This window comes from Dyella choica (genome assembly GCF_003977665.1).
Taxonomy (GTDB): Bacteria; Pseudomonadota; Gammaproteobacteria; order Xanthomonadales; family Rhodanobacteraceae; genus Dyella_B; species Dyella_B choica.
In genome coordinates this window covers 52818-70768 of the sequence record NZ_RYYV01000013.1, presented here as the reverse complement: position 1 = coordinate 70768, position 17951 = coordinate 52818, and the positions used below count along the sequence as shown (strand labels likewise).

Here is a 17951-nt window from a genome sequence, read left to right as displayed (position 1 = left end):
GGATGAAATCCCAGCTTTTCGTGCAGATCGCCATGCTGGGATTTGCATCCCAGCCTATGTATGGCTACAGCCGACTCTGCGAATGACGCACCTGGCCCTCACCACGCACGACAAAGCGCTCGACCGTCAGTGCCTCCGCGCCCATCGGTCCATAGGCATGCAGGCGCGTGGTGGAAATGCCGATCTCCGCGCCCAAGCCCAGTTCCCCGCCATCGGAGAACCGCGATGAGGCGTTCACCATCACTACCGCCGAGCGTATCGCCTGTACAAAACGACGTGCGGATTCGTCGTTGCGTGTCGCAATGACTTCGGTGTGGTCGGAACCGAAGCGCTGGATATGACCGATGGCCATGCCGAGATCGTCGACCACGCGGATGGCGAGGATGAGGTCAAGAAATTCGGCGGCGTAGTCCTCATCGGTGGCCGGTCGCAGACCTTCCACCCGTGCGCGCGAACGATCGCAGCCGCGCAGCTCAACGCCACGTTCCTGCAACGCCTGCGCAACCTTCGGCAGGAAGGACGCGGCGATATCGCGATGGACCAGCAAGGTTTCCAACGCGTTGCACACGCCGGGACGGGACGTCTTGCCGTCGACCAGCAGGTTCAGCGCCAGCGCTTCGTCGGCCGAAGCATCGACGTAGAGATGGCAAACACCCTTGTAGTGCTTGATCACCGGCACGCGTGCATGCTCGGCGACGAAGCGGATCAAGCCTTCGCCGCCGCGCGGAATCGCCAGGTCCACGATGTCGCTGAGCTGCAGCAGTTCGATCATCGTTTCGCGGCGCAGGTCTTCGACCAAGGTGACCGCTGCCGCCGGAATATCATGCTTTTCCAATGCTGCACGCAAGGCCGATGCAATCGCCAGGTTGGAATGCAGGGCTTCGGAACCGCCTCGAAGGATCACGGCATTGCCGGCCATCAGGCACAAGGCCGCCGCATCGGCGGTGACGTTGGGGCGCGCTTCGTAGATCATCGCGATCACGCCGAGCGGGATGCGCACACGCTCGATTTCCAGCCCGTTCGGGCGCGTGTCGCGCCGGGTGACCAAGCCGACGGGATCAGGCAAGGCGGCGATTTCACGCACGGCTTCGGCGATGCCGGTGATGCGCGCCTCGTCCAGGCGCAGCCGGTCCAGCATGGCGCCCTGGATGCCTTTGGCGGTGGCTTGCTGCAGATCGCGCGCGTTGGCAGCAAGGATCGCGTCGCGTTGCGCATCAAGCGCGGCCGCCATGTCGTGCAGCAGCCGGCATTTGCTTTCGCTGTCGAGTGCAAACATGGCTTGCGCGGCATCCTTGCAACCCAGGGCCAGGGTACGAATCTCGCTCATGCTGCCGATTCTCCTGCGATGATGGCCAGATCGTCGCGATGCACGACCTCCTCGCCGTAGCTATAGCCGAGCAAGGTGGCGATGTCACGACTGTGGCGGCCGGCCACGCGGCGTACCTCGGCTGCGCCGTACTGGCACAGTCCTCGTGCGACGGGGCGATCATTGGCATCGACGATCTCCACCAGATCGCCGCGATGGAACTCGCCCGCCACGTCAAGAATACCGCCGGGCAGCAGCGATGCGCGGCCGCCGGTCAAGGCACGCACCGCGCCAGCATCAATGCTGACGCTGCCGTTGCCCGCCGGAGCATGCCGCAACCAGTACTTGCGTGCCTGCATGCGATTGCCGGCGACGTCGATCAGGGTGCCACGCAGACGATCCTGTTCCAGCGCTGTTACCGTGGCGGTCTCGCGACCACTGAAAAGCGCGGTAGGAATACCGGCCGCGGCGGCTTTCTCTGCCGCCTGCAGCTTGGTGCGCATGCCGCCGGTACCCACGCCGGTACCGCTGCCGCCGGCCATGGCGATGATCCGCGGGGTCAATTGCGGCACGTGGCCGATGGGTTCCGCCGCAGGGTTATTCCGGGGATCGGCGTTGTACAGCGCATCCACGTCCGAGGCGATAAGCAGCAGATCGGCATCGACCAGGGCGGCGACGATGGCGGCAAGGTTGTCGTTGTCGCCGAGCTTCAGTTCGTCCACGGCCACCGTGTCGTTTTCATTGACGACCGGCAATACACCCAGCATCAGCAGCTCACGCAGCGTGGCGCGCGCATTTAGATAGCGGCGGCGATTGCGCAGATCATCGTGCGTCAACAACACCTGGGCGACCGGACGTTCGGACAGGCTTTGCCACAAAGCGATCATCGGCGCCTGGCCCAGCGCGGCAAGCGCCTGCTTCGCGGCGAGCTCCGGCCCAGGCACAGCGCGTGTACGCAGCAACGCACGGCCGGCGGCAACGGCGCCAGAAGAAACCAGCACCACTTCCCGCCCGGCACGCTGGCTTGCATCGATAAACCCAGCCAGCCTCTGCGCATAACGCGGGGTCAGCCCGCCGCCGTCGGCAGCGAGCAGATTGCTGCCAACCTTCAACACGGCGCGGCGCCAGGTCGGCAAAGTGTGCTCGGGCAGGCTGACCATGCTCATGTCGATGCACTAGGCCGAAAGGCTTTCCAGGCGCTGCCGCAAGGCATCCAGCTGCAGATCGTGGCCCGCTCCAGGCGAGCTACGTGCTGAAAGGCTGGATTCCGGCGTACGCCCCTGCCCTGCTTCCTGGGCCGCTTGCGCTGCTGCGCGATAGGCCTCGCGAAACGGCACACCCGCAGCGGCCTGCTCGATCGCCACGTCAGTGGCGTACATCGCAGGCTCGATGGCAGCGCGCATGGCCGATTCGTTCCATTGCATGCGTGCAAGCAGGTCCGGCAACAGTTCCAGCGCACTAAGGCCGTGGGTCACGCCATGGAACAGCGATCCCTTGGAAAACTGCAGATCACGCTGATAGCCTGACGGCAGCGACAGCAGTTGCTCGATCTCGCAACGCGCCGCAGCAACCGTGGCGTAGGAAGCGCGTAGCAGCTCCACCACGTCCGGATTGCGCTTGTTGGGCATGATCGAGCTGCCGGTGGTGTATTGCGCGGGCAGCGATACGAAGTTGAATTCCGCGGTAGTGAACAGCGACAAGTCCCAGGCCAGGCGGCGCGCATCCAGCATGGCGCTGCCCAAAGCTTCCATCACGGCCATTTCGAACTTGCCGCGGGACAGTTGCACGTAGATCGGCGAAACCTGCATCCGGCCGAAGCCGAGCGCCTGCGTGGTATGTGTACGGTCCAGGGGCAGATTGACGCCGTAGCCTGCGGCGGTGCCGAGGGGATTGGCATCGATCCACGCAGAGGTTTGCCGCGCGCGCCAGGCATTGTCGATGAAGCCTTCGGCAAAGCCGGCAAACCACATCGCCGTGGACGACACCACTGCGCGCTGCAAATGGGTATAGCCAGGCAGCGGCAAGGCCGGCTGCGCGGCGCGCTGCAGGCATACATCGGCGATGGCGCGGCAGTGCACTTCCAGCAGCGCAAGCTTTTCCTTCAGCCACAGGCGCGTAGCGACCAAGATCTGGTCGTTGCGGCTGCGGCCAGTATGCACGCGCCGGCCGGCATCGCCCAAGCGCTCGGTGAGCCGCGCCTCGATGGCCGAATGGCCGTCTTCGTAGCGCTCGTCCAGCACGAAACGCCCGGCCCGGAAATCCTCCGCCAGCGCGTCCAATTCGCGTTTGAGGTCCGCCATTTCCTGGGCGCTGATCACTCCGATCCTGGCCAGGCCTTCCACGTGCGCCTTGCTGGCGGTGATGTCGTGCAGAAAGATTTCGCGGTCCAGCAGCACGTCGTTGCCGGCGAGGAACTGCATGATCTTCGCGTTGGTCTGGACGCCGGCTTTTTGCCAAAGAAGGTCGGTCATAGTGTGCGGTCTCTTTTTGCCGTCCTTCCCGCCTTCGCGGGAAGGACGTCCAGGAATGAACATGCATCCCCATGGGTGAAAACAGATCCCGCCCTCAGAGCGGAATCGATGCGTACTCGTCCACGCCGATGGCGCGATTGATGTTCTGCATGGCCTGGGTCGCGGCACCCTTCAACAGGTTGTCCAGAGTGGAAACCACCACTACGCGCTTGCCATCGGCGGACAGCGCAAAGCCACCGATCTCGGCGTGATGCCGGCCGGCGATCCGGCTGACCCAGGGCGCCTCGTCGAGCACGCACACCAGCTTTTCGCCGGCATAGGCTTGCTGGAAGCGCGCCAGCACATCCTCGCGCTTCACCGCGCGCGACAGGTAGAGATTGGTGGTAACGGTCAAGCCACGGAAATACGCCGCCACGTGCGGCATGAATTCCACCGGAAGCCCCAGGTGCCGGCTGGCCTCCTTCTCGTGCATATGGCCGGTGAGCGAGTAGGGCATCAGGTTGTCGCGCAGCTGTTCCGGGTCGTTCTTGTCGGAGGGCGTGGTGCCGGCGCCGGAATACCCGGATACGCCGAAGCACACCGGCGGCGCGGCCAGCAAATCCTTGAGCGGGGCGATCGCAAGCTGGATGGCGGTCGCATAGCAACCGGGATTGCTGATGCGCTTTTCGCCGCGCCACTTGTGGCGGGTGAGTTCAGGCAAGCCGTAATACCAGCGATCGTCGAAGCGATAGTCCGCCGACAGATCCACGATCACTGGGTCCTTGCCGGCGGCATCGAAGGCCTGTACGCAAACGGACGCCTTGCCGTTGGGCAACGCTAGCACCACGATATCGGCGCCCTGCGCTGGAAGTTCCTCGTGCGCAGGCGAGCTGTAGCGCAAATCGCCACGATAGCCTTCTACGTGTTCTTCGACGCGCTGGCCATCGAGCTCGCGCGACGAAACATAGGCGAGCTCTAGCGCAGGATGCCTCGCCACCAGCCGGATCAGTTCGGCGCCGGTATGACCACGGGCGCCGACGATGCCGATGCTTTTCCTGGAAATAGCCATACTCGTCAATCGATCAAGGTGGGTTGGCGCACGGCGCAGTGTTCCACGCAACGCGCGATGATGTCGAAGCCGTCCAGGCCATACCAGAACACCTTCCAGCGTGCCTGCTTGTAACAGCCATCCGACTCGGCGTAGTAGAAATGATTGATGCTGTTGCCGTGGCGCGAACGCCAGAACAGGCTGGGATTCTCCTCGCGCATCACCAGCCACACAGCGCGGCCCAGGCCTTCGCCCTGCGCATCGTCCAGCACGGCAAACTTGTCGAGGTAGACCAGGCCATCCTCAAGGGTCAGGATCATCGCGGCGCGATAGTTTTCGCTGACGTAGACGCGGTAGGGCCTGGTGCGTTCGAAATAATCGTCGACCACTTTACGGCCGAAGCTGGATTCGATCAGTGCACGCAGGCGCGCCTGGTCGACGCCATCCCAGCTTTCGAAGCGGAACACCTTCTCGCCGCGACGCACCAGCGTACCCGAACCCTTGTGCGTGAACAGCTCCTTCGCCAGTTCCGACGGACGCGTGATCGATACCGACGAGGTCAGCGGCAGGCTCTCAAGCAGATCGGCAATCTGCTCGATCTTCACGCGCATGCCCCCGCTGATCCACGGCTGTTGCATCAGGTGCTCGTGCTCGGTGCTCAGGTTGATCGAATCGATGATCTGCCCCTGCTCGTCGAGCAGGCCGCCCGTGCCGGTAAGGAAAATGATCTTGTACGGCTGCAGCACGCGCACCAGTTCGTTGGCGGCAAAATCGGCATTGATGTTGAGGAACTGGCCTTCGTCGGTTTCGCCGAGACTGGCGATGACCGGAATGGAGCCCGCGCGCAGGCTCGCTTCGATCGGCGCAAGATTGATGCTGTCGACCTTGCCCACCATGCCGTAGACGTCCCGGTCCAGGAAGCTGGACATGAAGACGCCCGAAGGCACCGACGTAGCGCGCGTGTCCATCGCCTGCAGCGCTTCCACCAGCCGCAGGTTCTGCTGCTGGAACACGCGGCGCACGATGCCCAATGCCTTGGGCGAGGTAACGCGCAGACCATTCACGGTTTGCTTACGTATGCCAGCGGCTTCCAGCTCCGCGTCCAGCTGCGGTCCTGCACCGTGCAGCACGATCGGTGTAAGGCCCACCTGCTGCAGGAACGTCAGCGAGGAGGTCAGGTCGTTGAGCTCGTCGCGCAACACCGCGCCGCCCACTTTCACCACCGCGAAGCGTTTGGCGTCGAGCTGCGAAAAGCGCTTGAGGTATTGCTGGATTTCCTTGGCGCTGCCCATGGCCGAGAGCAGGCGCACGATGGTCTGGCGAGTGTTCTTATGCGCTTCCACGGTTCACGATCTCGTAGATGGTTTGAGCGTACTGCTGCAGTTGATCCAGCGCGACCCATTCGTCGGCGGTGTGCGCTTGCGCGATGTCGCCGGGGCCGTAAACGAAGGAGACATAGCCGGCCTCGGAAAACAGTGCAGCCTCGGTCCAGAAATTCACCGCGTTGCCAACAGGAATGCCCAATTCATCCGCTATGTCACGCGCGGCAAGGCGCCGTGCCTCCGCGTTGGGGATATCGCCTGCCGGCAGGGACATGCCGCGGAACAGCTCTTCGTAGCTGACCGGATGGGGCTCCACCAAGGAGCGGAAGGTCTCCAGCAGCTGGTCCGGATCCATGCTGGGCAGCGGACGAAAGCCGAAGCGCACATCGGCGGTGGGTGCGATCATGTTGGCCTTGATGCCGCCCTCTACGCGACCGACGTTGAAGCGCAGGCCGGTTAGTCCACCGAAGCGCTCATGCGCCAGGCCATCCACGTAACCCAGTGCTGCAGCGCCCCAGCGTATCGCCTGATGCACGGCGCTGTCGGTGGCCTTGATCTCGCCCGATGCATGGCCGGCCTGCCCGGTGAATCGCATTTGCACCGAATGGATGCCGCGATGCGCAAGCACTGCTTCGCCACGCGTCGGCTCGGCCACGATCACCGCATCGTACTTGTGCCCTCCACTGAGGAAAGCAGCGATGCAGCGCGGATCGTTGGCTTCTTCGTCGGTGGAAAACAGCAAGGCCAGGTCACCGTCGCAGGCGTTCGCCACCGCAACCAATGCAGCAGCGGCGCCTTTGATGTCGCAGGCGCCCAGGCCAACCGCGCGATCCGCCGTCACCTCCAGAACGTGAGGATCATGCGTCCAGTGCGGCGAATCCGGCACCGTGTCCAGATGCACGTTGAACAGGTATTTCGGCTTGCCACGCACGGCATACAGGGTTACCGCGCCGGCGCCGTGATCGGTCACCTGCACGTCGAAACCCGGCAACTGGTCGCGCAGGTAATCGAAGATACCTGCCGTACCGATCGAGCGCGGAGGATTGCGCGTGTCGAATGACACCAGCGCACGCAAATGCCGCAGGGTGGCGTCCAGCAAGGTGGAGCTCCCGAGTGCAGCACTCATCGGTTCACCTCGGCCCACAAGGTGCTGCTCATGCCGAACAGCTTGATGAAGCCTTCCGCTTCCGCCACGCCCCAATCGGCTGCCTGCGCATAGGTGGCGCCCTTGGCGTTGAGAATATGCGCCGACTCCACCGCGACGGCGCTGACGAGTCCCCCGCAGGTTTCCAACGTAACCTCGCCGTTGACGGTGGACTGGCTGGAAGCAAGGAAGGCTTCCAGGTCGGTCTTCAGCGGATCATGGAAGAAACCTTCATACACCAGTTCCACCCACTTGCGCGCCACCTCCGGCTTGAAGCGGTTCTGTTGCTTGGTGAGCACGGCTTCTTCCAGCGCACGATGCGCGGCGAGCAAGGCGGTCAGGCCCGGCGCTTCGAAAATGATGCGCCCCTTGAGGCCGATGGTGGTATCACCGGTGTAGATGCCGCGGCCTACGCCATACTGCGCCAGCAGCGCATTGAGCTTGGCGAGCAACTGATGGCCCGCCATCTTCTCGCCGTCCAGAGCCACCGCCTCGCCGTGGGCGAAGCTGAGCTTCAGGCGCAGAGATTTGGACGGCCATTCGGAGCGCGATTTGCACCAGCCGACCGCGCCTTCACCGGGCACCTGCCAGCGGTCGATCTCACCGCCGGACATGGTCACGCCGAGCAGATTCTCGTTGATGGTGTAGGCCTTCTGCTTGGCGCGCACGCCGAAGCCCTTGGCCTCCAGATACTTCTGCTCGTAGGCACGTACCTCTGTGTGCTCTTTCTGGATCTCGCGGATCGGCGCCACGATCTCGTAATCGCCCTGTGCCTTCACGGCGAGGTCGAAACGCACCTGGTCGTTGCCCATGCCGGTGCAGCCGTGCGCGATCGCCCTGGTACCCAGCTCGGCGCAGCGCTTTAGCGCGGCGTCCACGATAAGGTAGCGATCGGACACCAGCAGCGGATACTGCCCCTGGTAACCCTCGCCCGCCCATACGAAGGGCTTCACGAAGCCGTTCCAGATCGCCGGGCCGCCATCGACCGTGACGTGGCTGGCCACGCCCAGCTCCTTGGCGCGCGCTTCGATATACGCGCGCTCCTCCGCGTCCACACCGCCAGTATCGGCGAACACGGTATGCACGGCCCAGCCCCGCTCCTGCAGGTAGGGAACGCAGAAGCTGGTGTCGAGACCGCCGGAAAAGGCCAGAACGATGTCTTTGCTCATGATGCAGGATCCAAAAAAAGAGGTTGTCTACACGGATTCGACGACAATGCGCGGTTCGCAGCGCACCGGAAAATTGACGGAATTGGCTATGAAGCAGGCATGGTGCGCATCGTCGTGTGCCTGCGTAGCAGCATCGGGGCTGCTGTCCTTGCTGATGGTTACGCATGGGCGCAGCACCACCTCGGTGAAGCGGCCGTCGTTGCCATGCTCCACCAGCGTGCCGACTGCTTCGTCGACGTAAGCCGTGACCACTACACCGGCGACTGCCGCCAAATGCAGGTACCACAGCATGTGGCAGCTCGATAGCGCCGCCACCAGCATGTCCTCGGGATTGTGCTTGCTGCCGTCGCCGCGGAAAGCGGCATCCGACGAGCCGGCGATCACCGGCTTGCCGGCAACATGGACTTCGTGCTCGCGGCCGTAGCCCTGGTAGGTTTTGGTGCCACTGCCGTGATTGCCGGTCCACACCACCTGGACCGGATACTGGTGCTGCTTGTCACCCATGTCGACGCTCCTCAGCTTGTTGCATAAGTTCGGCCAGTTCGCCATCGCGCCGGCCTCGGCGCTCGGCCAGACCCTGCAGCACACCTGCACGGTTGGCATCGGGATGGTTCTGGCTCAGCTTGAATTTGCCTTCGATGCGCTCGATCGCGATGTCCAGGCCCACGATCAGGCGCAGCATTTTCTCGATGTGATCTTCCGGCGCATCGTCAACGCGCCAGGGCCTGGGCTGCGCCGCTTCATGGCGATCGGTCAGCCGCTCCAGCAAATGGCGCAGCCATGCCGCGTCTTCCACCACCCGCAAGCGGCCGTGGACGTGCACCACGGCATAGTTCCAGGTGGGTACCTCGCGCCCGGTTTCGTGCTTGCTCGGATACCAATTGGGACTGACATAGCCATCGGCGCCGTGGAAGATCACCAAAACCTGTGCGCCATCGGCCTTCGCCAGTTCATTGCCATGCGCCACATGTCCGTGCAGCGCAGTGTCTCCGACCAGTTCCAGCGGCAGGTGATTCGCCGCCAGGCCGTCGGCAGCGTGCGTGACGACCGTGGCAAAGGGGTAATCGCGCATCAGCGTATGCAATACGTCGATGCGCGTTTCGTGGAAGCTTTTGGGCAAATACATGAGGTGTTCCGGAGGATCAGCGTTGCGAGATCAACGAAGCCATCACCGCCTTCTGCACGTGCAGGCGGTTTTCGGCTTCGTCAATGGCGATGCAGGCCGGCGAATCCATCACTGCATCGGTGGCCTTGATGTTCCGGCGCAAAGGCAGGCAATGGCTGAACACACCGTTGTTGGTGAGCGCCATCTTCGCTTCGTCGACGATGAAATGCTTGTGCGCGTCGCGGATCGGCTTTTCGTCTTCCCAGCGGCCGAAGAACGGCAGCGCTCCCCAGCTCTTGGCATACACCACATCGGCGCCACGGTAGGCTTCTTCGAGGTTGTGGCTGATGGTGAGCGAGCCACCGTTTTCCCTGGCGTTGTGTTCGCCATAGTCCATGTAGCGCTCGTCCAGCACGTAATCGGGGGTGGGACACAGCAAGGTGACATCCATGCCCAGCTTGGTCGCGATCAGCAGCGCCGAGTTGGCCACGGCGGTGTTCAGCGGTTTGGGATGATAGGTCCAGGTGAGCACGTATTTGCGGCCGGCGAGGTCGCCGAAACGCTCCTTCAACGCGAGCGCATGCGCCAGCTCCTGGCAGGGATGGGTGATGGTTTCCATGTTGATCACCGGCACCGTCGCGTGTTGGGCGAAGGCCTTGATCACCGCGTCCTCGCGATCCACCGACCAGTCCCGGAATTTCGGAAAGGCGCGCACAGCGATCAGATCGACATAACGGCTTAGCACACGCGCCACTTCGGCAATGTGCTCCTCCGCTTCCCCGTCCATCACCACGCCGGGGCGGAACTCGATCGGCCATGCGTCCTTGCCCGGCGACAGCACAATGGCGTGGCCGCCGAGATGGAAGGCACCCAGCTCGAAGCTCGTGCGTGTACGCATCGAGGGATTGAAGAACAACAGCGCCACCGATTTGCCAGCAAGCTGCTGACCACGCGGGGAACGCTTGAAAGCCGCCGCCTGCTCGAGCAGTGCGTCGATTTCAGCGCGGCTGTAATCCTGGGTGGTGAGGAAGTGACGAAGTGACATCGTTGACTCCAGTCCAAAAAACAAAAAACCCGGCACTAGGGCCGGGTTTCGTCGTCGTATTACACATGCAACGTGGCGACAGCCTACCCGGCCGAATGTCGGTTCAGCGGTCGACGCGCACGCGAGGTCATGCCAGCGGCCATGCGGGCGCTGGTAAGCACGGTAGCGGTATAGACGGCTGAAGACATGAGAGGTCCGGATGAACGAATCCCAATCATGACGGGATTTTCGCTGCCACGCAACAGAAAAATGGCCGACGCAAAAAGAAAGGCGACCGCGCCAGGAAGCGGTCGCCTTGGGCTGGAGCGGTTACCGGTCAGTCGGCGGGCGAAACGCTTACCCGCACGCGCAGGCGTTCGCCCGGGTCGTAGCTGAGGCGCGACATGTAGACGTCGCCGTGATAGCGGTATTCCACGTCGTAGCCGACGATCTGGCGCTGCTCGCTGACCTGGGTCACCGGCTGGCACACCGTCTGGTTGCTGGTGTAGGTCTGTCCGCCGCTGGCAACGGAGTGGCCGACCGCGCCACCCGCCACGGCGCCGCCCACAATGGCCGCCGTGTTGCCGCGACCATGGCCAATGGTGCTGCCGAGCACGCCGCCGACGACTGCTCCAAGCACGGTGCCGACACCCTTGTTGCCCGGTGTCTGCTGCACGACCTGCTGGTCATAGCACTGGGTGCTGGGGGCGGATGTGCGCGCCACCCCGTAGACCGGATCGACGCGCAGCACATCGGCCCAGGCATAGTGCGCGTTGTCGGCGCCGGCGGCTCCCGGGGGCGGGGGCGGCGGCGGATAATAGCCGCCTTGCTGCGCCACGGCGCCCGTGGACATCACGGTGAGCGCCAGCAAGGGGATCAACAGCATTTTCTTGTTCATGCATGCCTCCGGAAGAGGATTGGGGAGCGCACGGCGCCCATGTTGAAATTGCAGCAAAATCACTCTGAATCCACGCTTAGAACCGCCGCAATTTAGTGCCACTTCGATGGCCGCTTGCGGGAACTTTCAGGATGTTTTCGGCGGCGCGCCGCAAGAGCTTGATAAGATGGCCGACTTATTGACCCGACCGTGCCATCCGCCATGCCGATCTCGCTCTACAACAGCCTCAGCCGCCGCATCGAGCCTTTTTCGCCGCTCGATCCGAACCGGGTGACGGTGTACCTGTGCGGGCCGACGGTCTACAACTACGTCCATATCGGCAATGCTCGCGGCCCGGTGGTGTTCGACGTGCTGGTGAAGCTGCTGCGCCGGCATCATCCCCGGGTCGTGTATGCCCGCAACATCACCGACGTGGATGACAAGATCAATGCTGCCGCCCTCGAACAGGGCGTGGCGATTGGCCATATCACCAGCCGCTTCACCCAAGCCTACCGCGAGGACATGGCTGGACTGGGCATTGCCCCGCCCGACGTGGAACCGCACGCGACCGCGCATATCGGCCAGATCGTCGAAATGATCCAGACCCTGCTCCGCGACGGCCATGCCTACGAGGCGGAAGGCCATGTGCTGTTCGACGTGGCCGCCTACCCGGCCTACGGCGCCCTGTCCGGCCGCGACACCGACGAGCTGATCGCGGGAGCGCGCGTGGAAGTGGCCCCCTACAAGCGCAATCCCACCGATTTCGTGCTGTGGAAGCCGTCCACCCCTGAACTGCCCGGCTGGGACAGTCCCTGGGGCCGCGGCCGGCCCGGCTGGCACATCGAATGCTCCGCCATGAGCGCCGCGCACCTGGGCGAAACCATCGACATCCATGCCGGCGGCGTAGACCTGCTGTTCCCGCATCACGAAAACGAAATCGCCCAATCCACCTGCGCGCATGGCGGCAAGGTGTTCGCGCGCTGGTGGCTGCACAACGGCATGCTTACGTTCGAGGGTCGCAAGATGTCCAAGTCCCTCGGCAACGTGCTGCATGTGCATGAACTGCTCAAAACGCATTCGCACGAAGCCTTGCGCTTGCTGCTGCTACGGGGCCATTACCGCCAGCCGCTGGACTGGTCGGATGCGGCTATCGCCCAGGCGGTCAGCACGCTGGATGGCTGGTATCGCGTGCTCCGCGAGTTGAGCGGCATCGAAGTGGATGCCACGCAGCCGTTGCCTGTGCCGGAGCGCCTGGAAGCGGCCCTTTGCGATGACCTCAACACCCCGCAAGCCCTGGCCGAATTGTCGCTGCTGGCCGATACCGCACGGCAGACGCCCAGCCCAGCCAGCAAGGCCGCCCTGCTTGGCGGCGGCGCGGCGCTGGGCCTGTTGCAGCAGGATCCTGAAGCCTGGTTCAAACAGGCCGGCGCCAGCACGGTGGATGCCGGGCGCGTCGAGGCGCTCCTGGAAGAACGCCGCGCCGCACGTGCCGGCCGCGATTTCGCCCGCGCGGATGCGATCCGCAACGAGCTGACGGGAATGGGCGTGGTGATTGAAGATGGCGCCCAGGGCACGCGCTGGAGCGTGGCCAAGCATTGAATTGGCCTGGGTCCGTCCCGAGTTTGGGGTGCTCTGAGCTACTCCGCATGCCGGTCACTGCACCCTAGGCGCATTTGGCTGCGCGTAGGCTGGGATGGCAATCCCAGCATCGGAATGTTGCGTGAAAAGCTGGGATTACCATCCCAGCCTCCATGCGCGGCATAGATTCGAGCATCCCTAAGGCTGACCGCGCGATAATACGATCATGAATACTCTTGCCCCCGCCAGCGCCGCTCAGGCCCAACAGGACATTGCCGATGAATTCGCCTTCTTTGGCGACTGGACGGAGCGCTACCAGTACCTGATCGACCTCGGCAAGCAGCTCCCACCGTTCCCGGAAGACCGCAAAATCGAGGACTACCGCGTGCACGGGTGCCAATCGATGGTGTGGCTGGTACCCAGTGGTGACGCTTCGAACATGCACTTCGAGGCGACCAGCGACTCGGCCATCGTTTCCGGCCTGATCGCGCTGGTGCTACGGGTGTATTCGAATCGCCCGGCGGCCGAGATCGTCGCTACGGAGCCTGCTTTCATCCAGGAAATCGGACTGGCCAAGCATTTGTCGCCAACGCGTTCGAACGGCCTGGCCGCGATGTTGACGAAGCTGAAGGCGTACGCAGTCGCGGCGCTGTAGACAGGGATGGCAATCCCGGCTTCGTTGTAGCGGTCCAATGCTGGGATTGGCATCCCAGCCTACAAAGCCCCACTCTTCAGCGGGGCTTTGGTGGCTAGGCTCGCACCCCGCCGAGGTCAATCGCCCATCTGCTTCTGCAGATGTTCGCGACGCTCCTGCGCATCCAGCGACAAGGTGGCGATCGGGCGGGCATCGAGACGCTCGAGGCCGATTTCTTCGTCGGTCTCTTCGCAATAGCCATAACGGCCTTCCTCGATGCGGCGCAAAGCCTTGTCGATCTTGGAGATCAGCTTGCGGTAGCGATCCCTGGTGCGAAGTTCCAGCGAATTTTCCGTTTCACGGGTAGCGCGCTCGGCTTCGTCACCTACGTCGCGGACCTCGTCGCGCAGGTTTTCCATGGTCTGGCGCGACTCTTCCACCAGCTGGTCACGCCAGGCGCGCAGCTTGTTGCGGAAGTAGGCCAGGTGGCGAGGATTCATGTACTCCTCGTCGGACGAAGGACGATAGCCCGGGGGCAGGTCGATGTTCGTGGTGATGGGCAGGGCGTAACGGCCGTCTTCGCGGGTTACACCGTTATCTAGCGTTGTAGCGGAGCTGTTCATTGATGACTGCGTGCTTTTTTGCTTCTTGCTGGAGGAGTTTTGCGCAGTGGCATTCGCTACGCGCGACGCCGTGGGGCCCACGGCGCTGGCCACCTTGCCCGTCATGGGCCGGACGGCGGGTGATGATACGGCCTGGGGTGTTGCAATTTGTGTAGGTTCCACGCGATGCCCGGACGCCGCAGCGGATGGCTGCACCGGCGGCTTGGCGATCGCCTTCTTGGCCGGTGCGGGTGCCGGGGCCGGCTTGACGGCAGGAGCGGCATGCTTGGGCTCAGGCTTCTTGACCTCGGGCTTGGCTGCCTTCTTGACTGCCTTGACCGGCTCGACTTTCTTCGGCTGCGGCTTAGGGGCCGGCTTGGCCACGGCTTTCTTGGCCGGTGCCGGCTTGGCCACCGCCTTGGCCGGCGCCTTCTTCACCTCGACCTTCTTGGCCGGGGCCGCCTTGTTCACGGACTTGGGCGCAGCAACCTTGGCCTTGCTGACCTTGGTATCGTTGCCCTTGCCCGCTGCCTTTCCTTTGGCAGCTTGCTTGGCGGCGGTCGGATTACGCGTGGTTTTCGCCATTTACCTTCACCGTTTTGGCCTTGGCGGCCGGGTGTTATAGCCCAATACCCTTCACACCGGCAACCATCCTTCTGGAATACTTCGCCTTTGGGTCTCAAAGCAGTTTCGGCCGTGTGAACACCGTGAGTCGATTGATCATCTTCCTGCTCAACCTCTACAAACGCTTTGTGAGCCCGTTGTTGGGACAGCGTTGTCGCTTTTACCCCAGTTGCTCCGATTATGCACGTATCGCCGTGTCTCGCTTCGGCCCTTGGCGGGGGGGCCTGCTGGCCGGATGGCGGATTCTGCGCTGCCAGCCCTTGTGCTCGGGCGGCAACGACCCGGTGCCGGAGCGCTTCCACTTTACAGGCTGTCGCACCCCCTCAAGGGAGCCGGAACATGGGGCCTCTTGAGCGCACCGCAAGTCCAAAAGCCTTTTAAGATTTCCCTTTACCTTGAGGAGTCCCCATGTCCACCGATTGGCTGATCAAGAACGCCGAGCTGGTCAACGAAGGGCGCCGCCGGCATGCCGACCTGCGCGTGCGGCTCGGCCGCATCGACGCCATCGGCGACGGCTTGAGTGCGCGTCCCGGCGAACAGGTGATCGACGCCACCGGCCTGTGGCTGCTGCCAGGCATGATCGACGACCAGGTGCACTTCCGCGAACCGGGGCTCACCCACAAGGCCGATATCGCCCACGAATCACGCGCCTGCGCCGCCGGCGGCATCACCAGCTTCATGGAGATGCCCAATACCAAACCACCGGCACTGGACCGTGCATCGTTGGAGGCCAAGTACGCGCGCGCGGCGGAAACCTCGGCAACGAACTATGCGTTCTATCTGGGCGCCAGCAACGACAACCTTGAGGCGATCCGCGCCCTGGACCCCAAGGCCGCGCCCGGCATCAAGGTATTCATGGGCGCGTCCACCGGCAACATGCTGGTGGACGATCCCGCGACGCTGGACGCCATCTTCCGCGAAGCGCCCACGCCGATCATCACGCACTGCGAAGACACGCCGATGATCGATGCGCTGCACGCCAAGGCGCGGGAACGGTACGGCGAAAACATTCCCGCGCGTGAGCATCCGCTGATCCGTTCGCGCGAGGCGTGCATCAAATCCACCCGCTTGGCGATTTCACTGGCGCGCAAGCACGGCACACGTCTGCACGTCCTGCATATTTCCACCGCTGATGAGTTGGCGCTGTTCCAGCCCGGTCCGCTCAAGGGCAAGCAGATCACGGCCGAAACCTGCGTGCATTTCCTGCATTTCAGCGACGCGGACTACGAACAGCTGGGCTTCCTGATCAAATGCAATCCCGCCATCAAGACGGCCGCCGATCGCGAAGCGATCACCCGGGCCGTGGCGGAAGGCCGCATCGACGTGCTGGCCACCGATCACGCGCCGCATCTGCTGGAAGAAAAGGCCCTGGCCTACGACAAGGCGCCCTCCGGCCTGCCGCTGGTGCAATTCGCGCTGCAAGCAGCCTTGCAGCGCGTCAGCGAAGGCAAGCTCACCCTGGAACGGGTGGTGGAAGCCGTCAGCCATGCGCCGGCTACGCTATTCAACGTGCACGAACGCGGCTTTCTGCGCGAAGGCTACGCTGCCGACCTGGTGCTGGTCGATCCGCGCAAGCCGCACACTGTGCGTCGCGAAGAGGTGCTGTCCAAGTGCGGCTGGTCCCCGTTCGAGGGCCATACCTTCGATCACTCCATTGCGGCGACGTTCGTCAATGGACGACGCGTATGGGATGGCTTGCGTGTGGACGAAAGCGTGCGCGGCGAGCGCTTGGCATTCGATCGCTGAAGACTTGCCTTCAATCGTAGCGCGTAGGCTGGGATGATAATCCCAGCCTCCATACGGCATCCCGGTGCCGGGATTGCCATCCCAGCCTACGCGCTTTCAATGATAGTCGTCTTCGCGGTGATGGCGGATAGCGACGATGGTGACCGTATCGTTGCCATCGATTTTGAACAGCGCAACATATCCCGACGTGCCGAATGAGATCAGCAGCTCGCGCAAGAAAGGGTCCTCCCTATCCACTTTGCGGCACGTAAATGGAAATGACTCCAGGACGCCGATGGCCTTGCGAACGGCATCCAGAGCCCGCTCTGCAGCGTGCAGGTCTTTTTGCAGCAGAAAACGATAGAGCCGAACCAGATCGAGGCGCGCTGCGTCCGTGTAACGAACCCGATAGTTCAACGATGAGCTTCCTTTGCCTGCGCTTCTCGCAACATGTCTTCCAATTCAGCCTGCACATGGTCTGAAGAAAAGTAGCCACCCGTTCGCTGTGCTTCCTCATAAGAAGCCAGGCCACGTGCAATGAACTCGCGTTGCATCCGGCGCCGCGAGATATTCGCCTGCAATGACTCTTCCATGAAGGATGAGAGACTCTCGCCTTCGTGCAAAACGCTTTCCGCCGCCTCTCGCAAGGCGGGATCGACACGCAGGGAGGGAATAGTTGCAGTTTTCATCAGCGCCGGCCCATGCGTTGCATTTGCGATGCAAATCTTAACATAGGTGCCGTGCGCAAACACATGCGATTGCCCCCATTCGCAAAGCGCCCGGAAGAACAATATAAATTCTTGTTTTTGCTTGAATTTACCAACACGACGGGGTGCGCGTGGAGCAAAGGACGCTAGTGCGCTTCCGAAACCACCACCAGCACCGGCCCGGCATTGCCGGAGTCTCCAAGCACCCGAACCTGGGTATCGTTGACCGCCAGCGTGCGGTCACCCTGCTTGATGGCTGCCGATACGGTGAAATCCGTACCGCTGCGCAAATCACCCGGCTCGTAACTCAGCACGAACGCCACCGGCGACGGACCGATCGGCGCGGCGATGCGGTCGCTGGCAATCACCCGCGCGGGCGCATCCGGTTTGCTGATGTCCGACAGCGCGACTTCCAGATAGGCATCGGCCGGCAGCTCGTGCGCAAGGTGATAGTCGACTTCACCGCTCAGGGATTTCATCAACGTCTGCTGCGGCGCCTTGTGATGCCCGAACGGCATCCAACTGCAGCCGGCGAGCGCGAGTAAACCGGCCAGCAGCAATCCATGGCGGATTTTCATGGGGAATCCTTGAATGGGCGAATGTGCGCAATGATAACAACCGCCGCCGCCGCGGCTT

General features: G+C 63.1%; 19 protein-coding genes. 4 read left to right on the top strand and 15 right to left on the bottom strand.

What is annotated here, in order from left to right; all coding sequences use genetic code 11:
• Positions 1–64: 64 nt before the first annotated feature.
• The 11 genes from EKH80_RS16420 to EKH80_RS16370 form a co-directional block, all read right to left on the bottom strand.
• Entirely contained in the window at positions 65–1327 is a 1263-nt protein-coding gene (locus EKH80_RS16420) for a glutamate-5-semialdehyde dehydrogenase (protein WP_126685866.1), read from the bottom strand.
• A complete protein-coding gene (proB, locus tag EKH80_RS16415) occupies positions 1324–2466 on the bottom strand; it encodes a glutamate 5-kinase (protein ID WP_425481157.1) in 1143 nt (380 codons plus the stop codon). Before proB ends, EKH80_RS16420 begins: the two co-directional genes overlap by 4 nt.
• Before the next feature lie 15 nt (positions 2467–2481).
• Positions 2482–3777: an argininosuccinate lyase gene (gene argH, locus EKH80_RS16410; protein WP_126685864.1), complete on the bottom strand. Its 1296-nt coding sequence runs from the start codon at positions 3775–3777 to the stop codon at positions 2482–2484.
• A gap of 94 nt (positions 3778–3871) precedes the next feature.
• Positions 3872–4825, bottom strand: a complete 954-nt coding sequence (gene argC / locus EKH80_RS16405) for an N-acetyl-gamma-glutamyl-phosphate reductase (protein ID WP_126685863.1) — start codon at positions 4823–4825, stop codon at positions 3872–3874.
• Between the two features lie 5 nt (positions 4826–4830).
• Positions 4831–6096, bottom strand: a complete 1266-nt coding sequence (locus EKH80_RS16400; protein ID WP_230473758.1) for an acetylglutamate kinase — start codon at positions 6094–6096, stop codon at positions 4831–4833.
• Between the two features lie 37 nt (positions 6097–6133).
• The gene (locus EKH80_RS16395; protein WP_126685861.1) at positions 6134–7252 is read right to left on the bottom strand and encodes an acetylornithine deacetylase; all 1119 of its coding nucleotides are present in this window, start codon (positions 7250–7252) and stop codon (positions 6134–6136) included.
• A complete protein-coding gene (locus EKH80_RS16390; protein WP_126685860.1) occupies positions 7249–8442 on the bottom strand; it encodes an argininosuccinate synthase in 1194 nt (397 codons plus the stop codon). The genes EKH80_RS16395 and EKH80_RS16390 overlap by 4 nt, the downstream gene beginning before the upstream one ends.
• 24 nt (positions 8443–8466) lie before the next feature.
• Positions 8467–8943, bottom strand: coding sequence for an OsmC family protein (locus EKH80_RS16385; RefSeq protein ID WP_126685859.1), 477 nt, complete (start codon positions 8941–8943; stop codon positions 8467–8469).
• Positions 8936–9565: an FMN-binding negative transcriptional regulator gene (locus EKH80_RS16380; protein WP_126685858.1), complete on the bottom strand. Its 630-nt coding sequence runs from the start codon at positions 9563–9565 to the stop codon at positions 8936–8938. Before EKH80_RS16380 ends, EKH80_RS16385 begins: the two co-directional genes overlap by 8 nt.
• Before the next feature lie 16 nt (positions 9566–9581).
• Positions 9582–10589 carry an N-acetylornithine carbamoyltransferase gene (locus EKH80_RS16375; protein WP_126685857.1) on the bottom strand — a complete coding sequence of 336 codons (1008 nt, stop codon included), beginning with the start codon at positions 10587–10589 and terminating at the stop codon, positions 9582–9584.
• A gap of 316 nt (positions 10590–10905) precedes the next feature.
• Positions 10906–11466 (bottom strand): glycine zipper 2TM domain-containing protein, encoded by a 561-nt coding sequence (locus tag EKH80_RS16370; protein ID WP_126685856.1) that lies wholly within the window; start codon positions 11464–11466, stop codon positions 10906–10908.
• Between the two features lie 201 nt (positions 11467–11667).
• Here EKH80_RS16370 and cysS point away from each other — a divergent pair, with 201 nt between their 5' ends.
• Positions 11668–13044 carry a cysteine--tRNA ligase gene (cysS, locus tag EKH80_RS16365; protein ID WP_126685855.1) on the top strand — a complete coding sequence of 459 codons (1377 nt, stop codon included), beginning with the start codon at positions 11668–11670 and terminating at the stop codon, positions 13042–13044.
• A gap of 205 nt (positions 13045–13249) precedes the next feature.
• Entirely contained in the window at positions 13250–13678 is a 429-nt protein-coding gene (locus EKH80_RS16360) for a SufE family protein (RefSeq protein ID WP_126685854.1), read from the top strand.
• A gap of 116 nt (positions 13679–13794) precedes the next feature.
• Here the strand turns inward: EKH80_RS16360 and dksA are convergent, their stop codons facing one another.
• Complete coding sequence (dksA, locus tag EKH80_RS24220) at positions 13795–14844, bottom strand: RNA polymerase-binding protein DksA (protein ID WP_230473751.1); 1050 nt, start codon at positions 14842–14844, stop codon at positions 13795–13797.
• A 113-nt stretch (positions 14845–14957) separates the two neighbouring features.
• On the opposite strand from dksA, the gene yidD reads away from it, so the two are divergent.
• Entirely contained in the window at positions 14958–15236 is a 279-nt protein-coding gene (yidD, locus tag EKH80_RS16345; protein ID WP_425481156.1) for a membrane protein insertion efficiency factor YidD, read from the top strand.
• A gap of 55 nt (positions 15237–15291) precedes the next feature.
• On the top strand, positions 15292–16629 hold the full coding sequence (locus EKH80_RS16340; protein ID WP_126685853.1) for a dihydroorotase: 1338 nt from the start codon (positions 15292–15294) through the stop codon (positions 16627–16629).
• 96 nt (positions 16630–16725) lie between these two features.
• Here EKH80_RS16340 and EKH80_RS16335 read toward each other — a convergent pair whose 3' ends face one another.
• From EKH80_RS16335 to EKH80_RS16325, 3 genes are all read right to left on the bottom strand, one after another.
• Positions 16726–17025, bottom strand: a complete 300-nt coding sequence (locus tag EKH80_RS16335; RefSeq protein ID WP_126685852.1) for a type II toxin-antitoxin system RelE/ParE family toxin — start codon at positions 17023–17025, stop codon at positions 16726–16728.
• Entirely contained in the window at positions 17022–17297 is a 276-nt protein-coding gene (locus tag EKH80_RS16330) for a YlcI/YnfO family protein (RefSeq protein ID WP_126685851.1), read from the bottom strand. The genes EKH80_RS16335 and EKH80_RS16330 overlap by 4 nt, the downstream gene beginning before the upstream one ends.
• Before the next feature lie 164 nt (positions 17298–17461).
• Positions 17462–17893: a YbaY family lipoprotein gene (locus EKH80_RS16325; protein ID WP_158628857.1), complete on the bottom strand. Its 432-nt coding sequence runs from the start codon at positions 17891–17893 to the stop codon at positions 17462–17464.
• Positions 17894–17951: the final 58 nt, after the last annotated feature.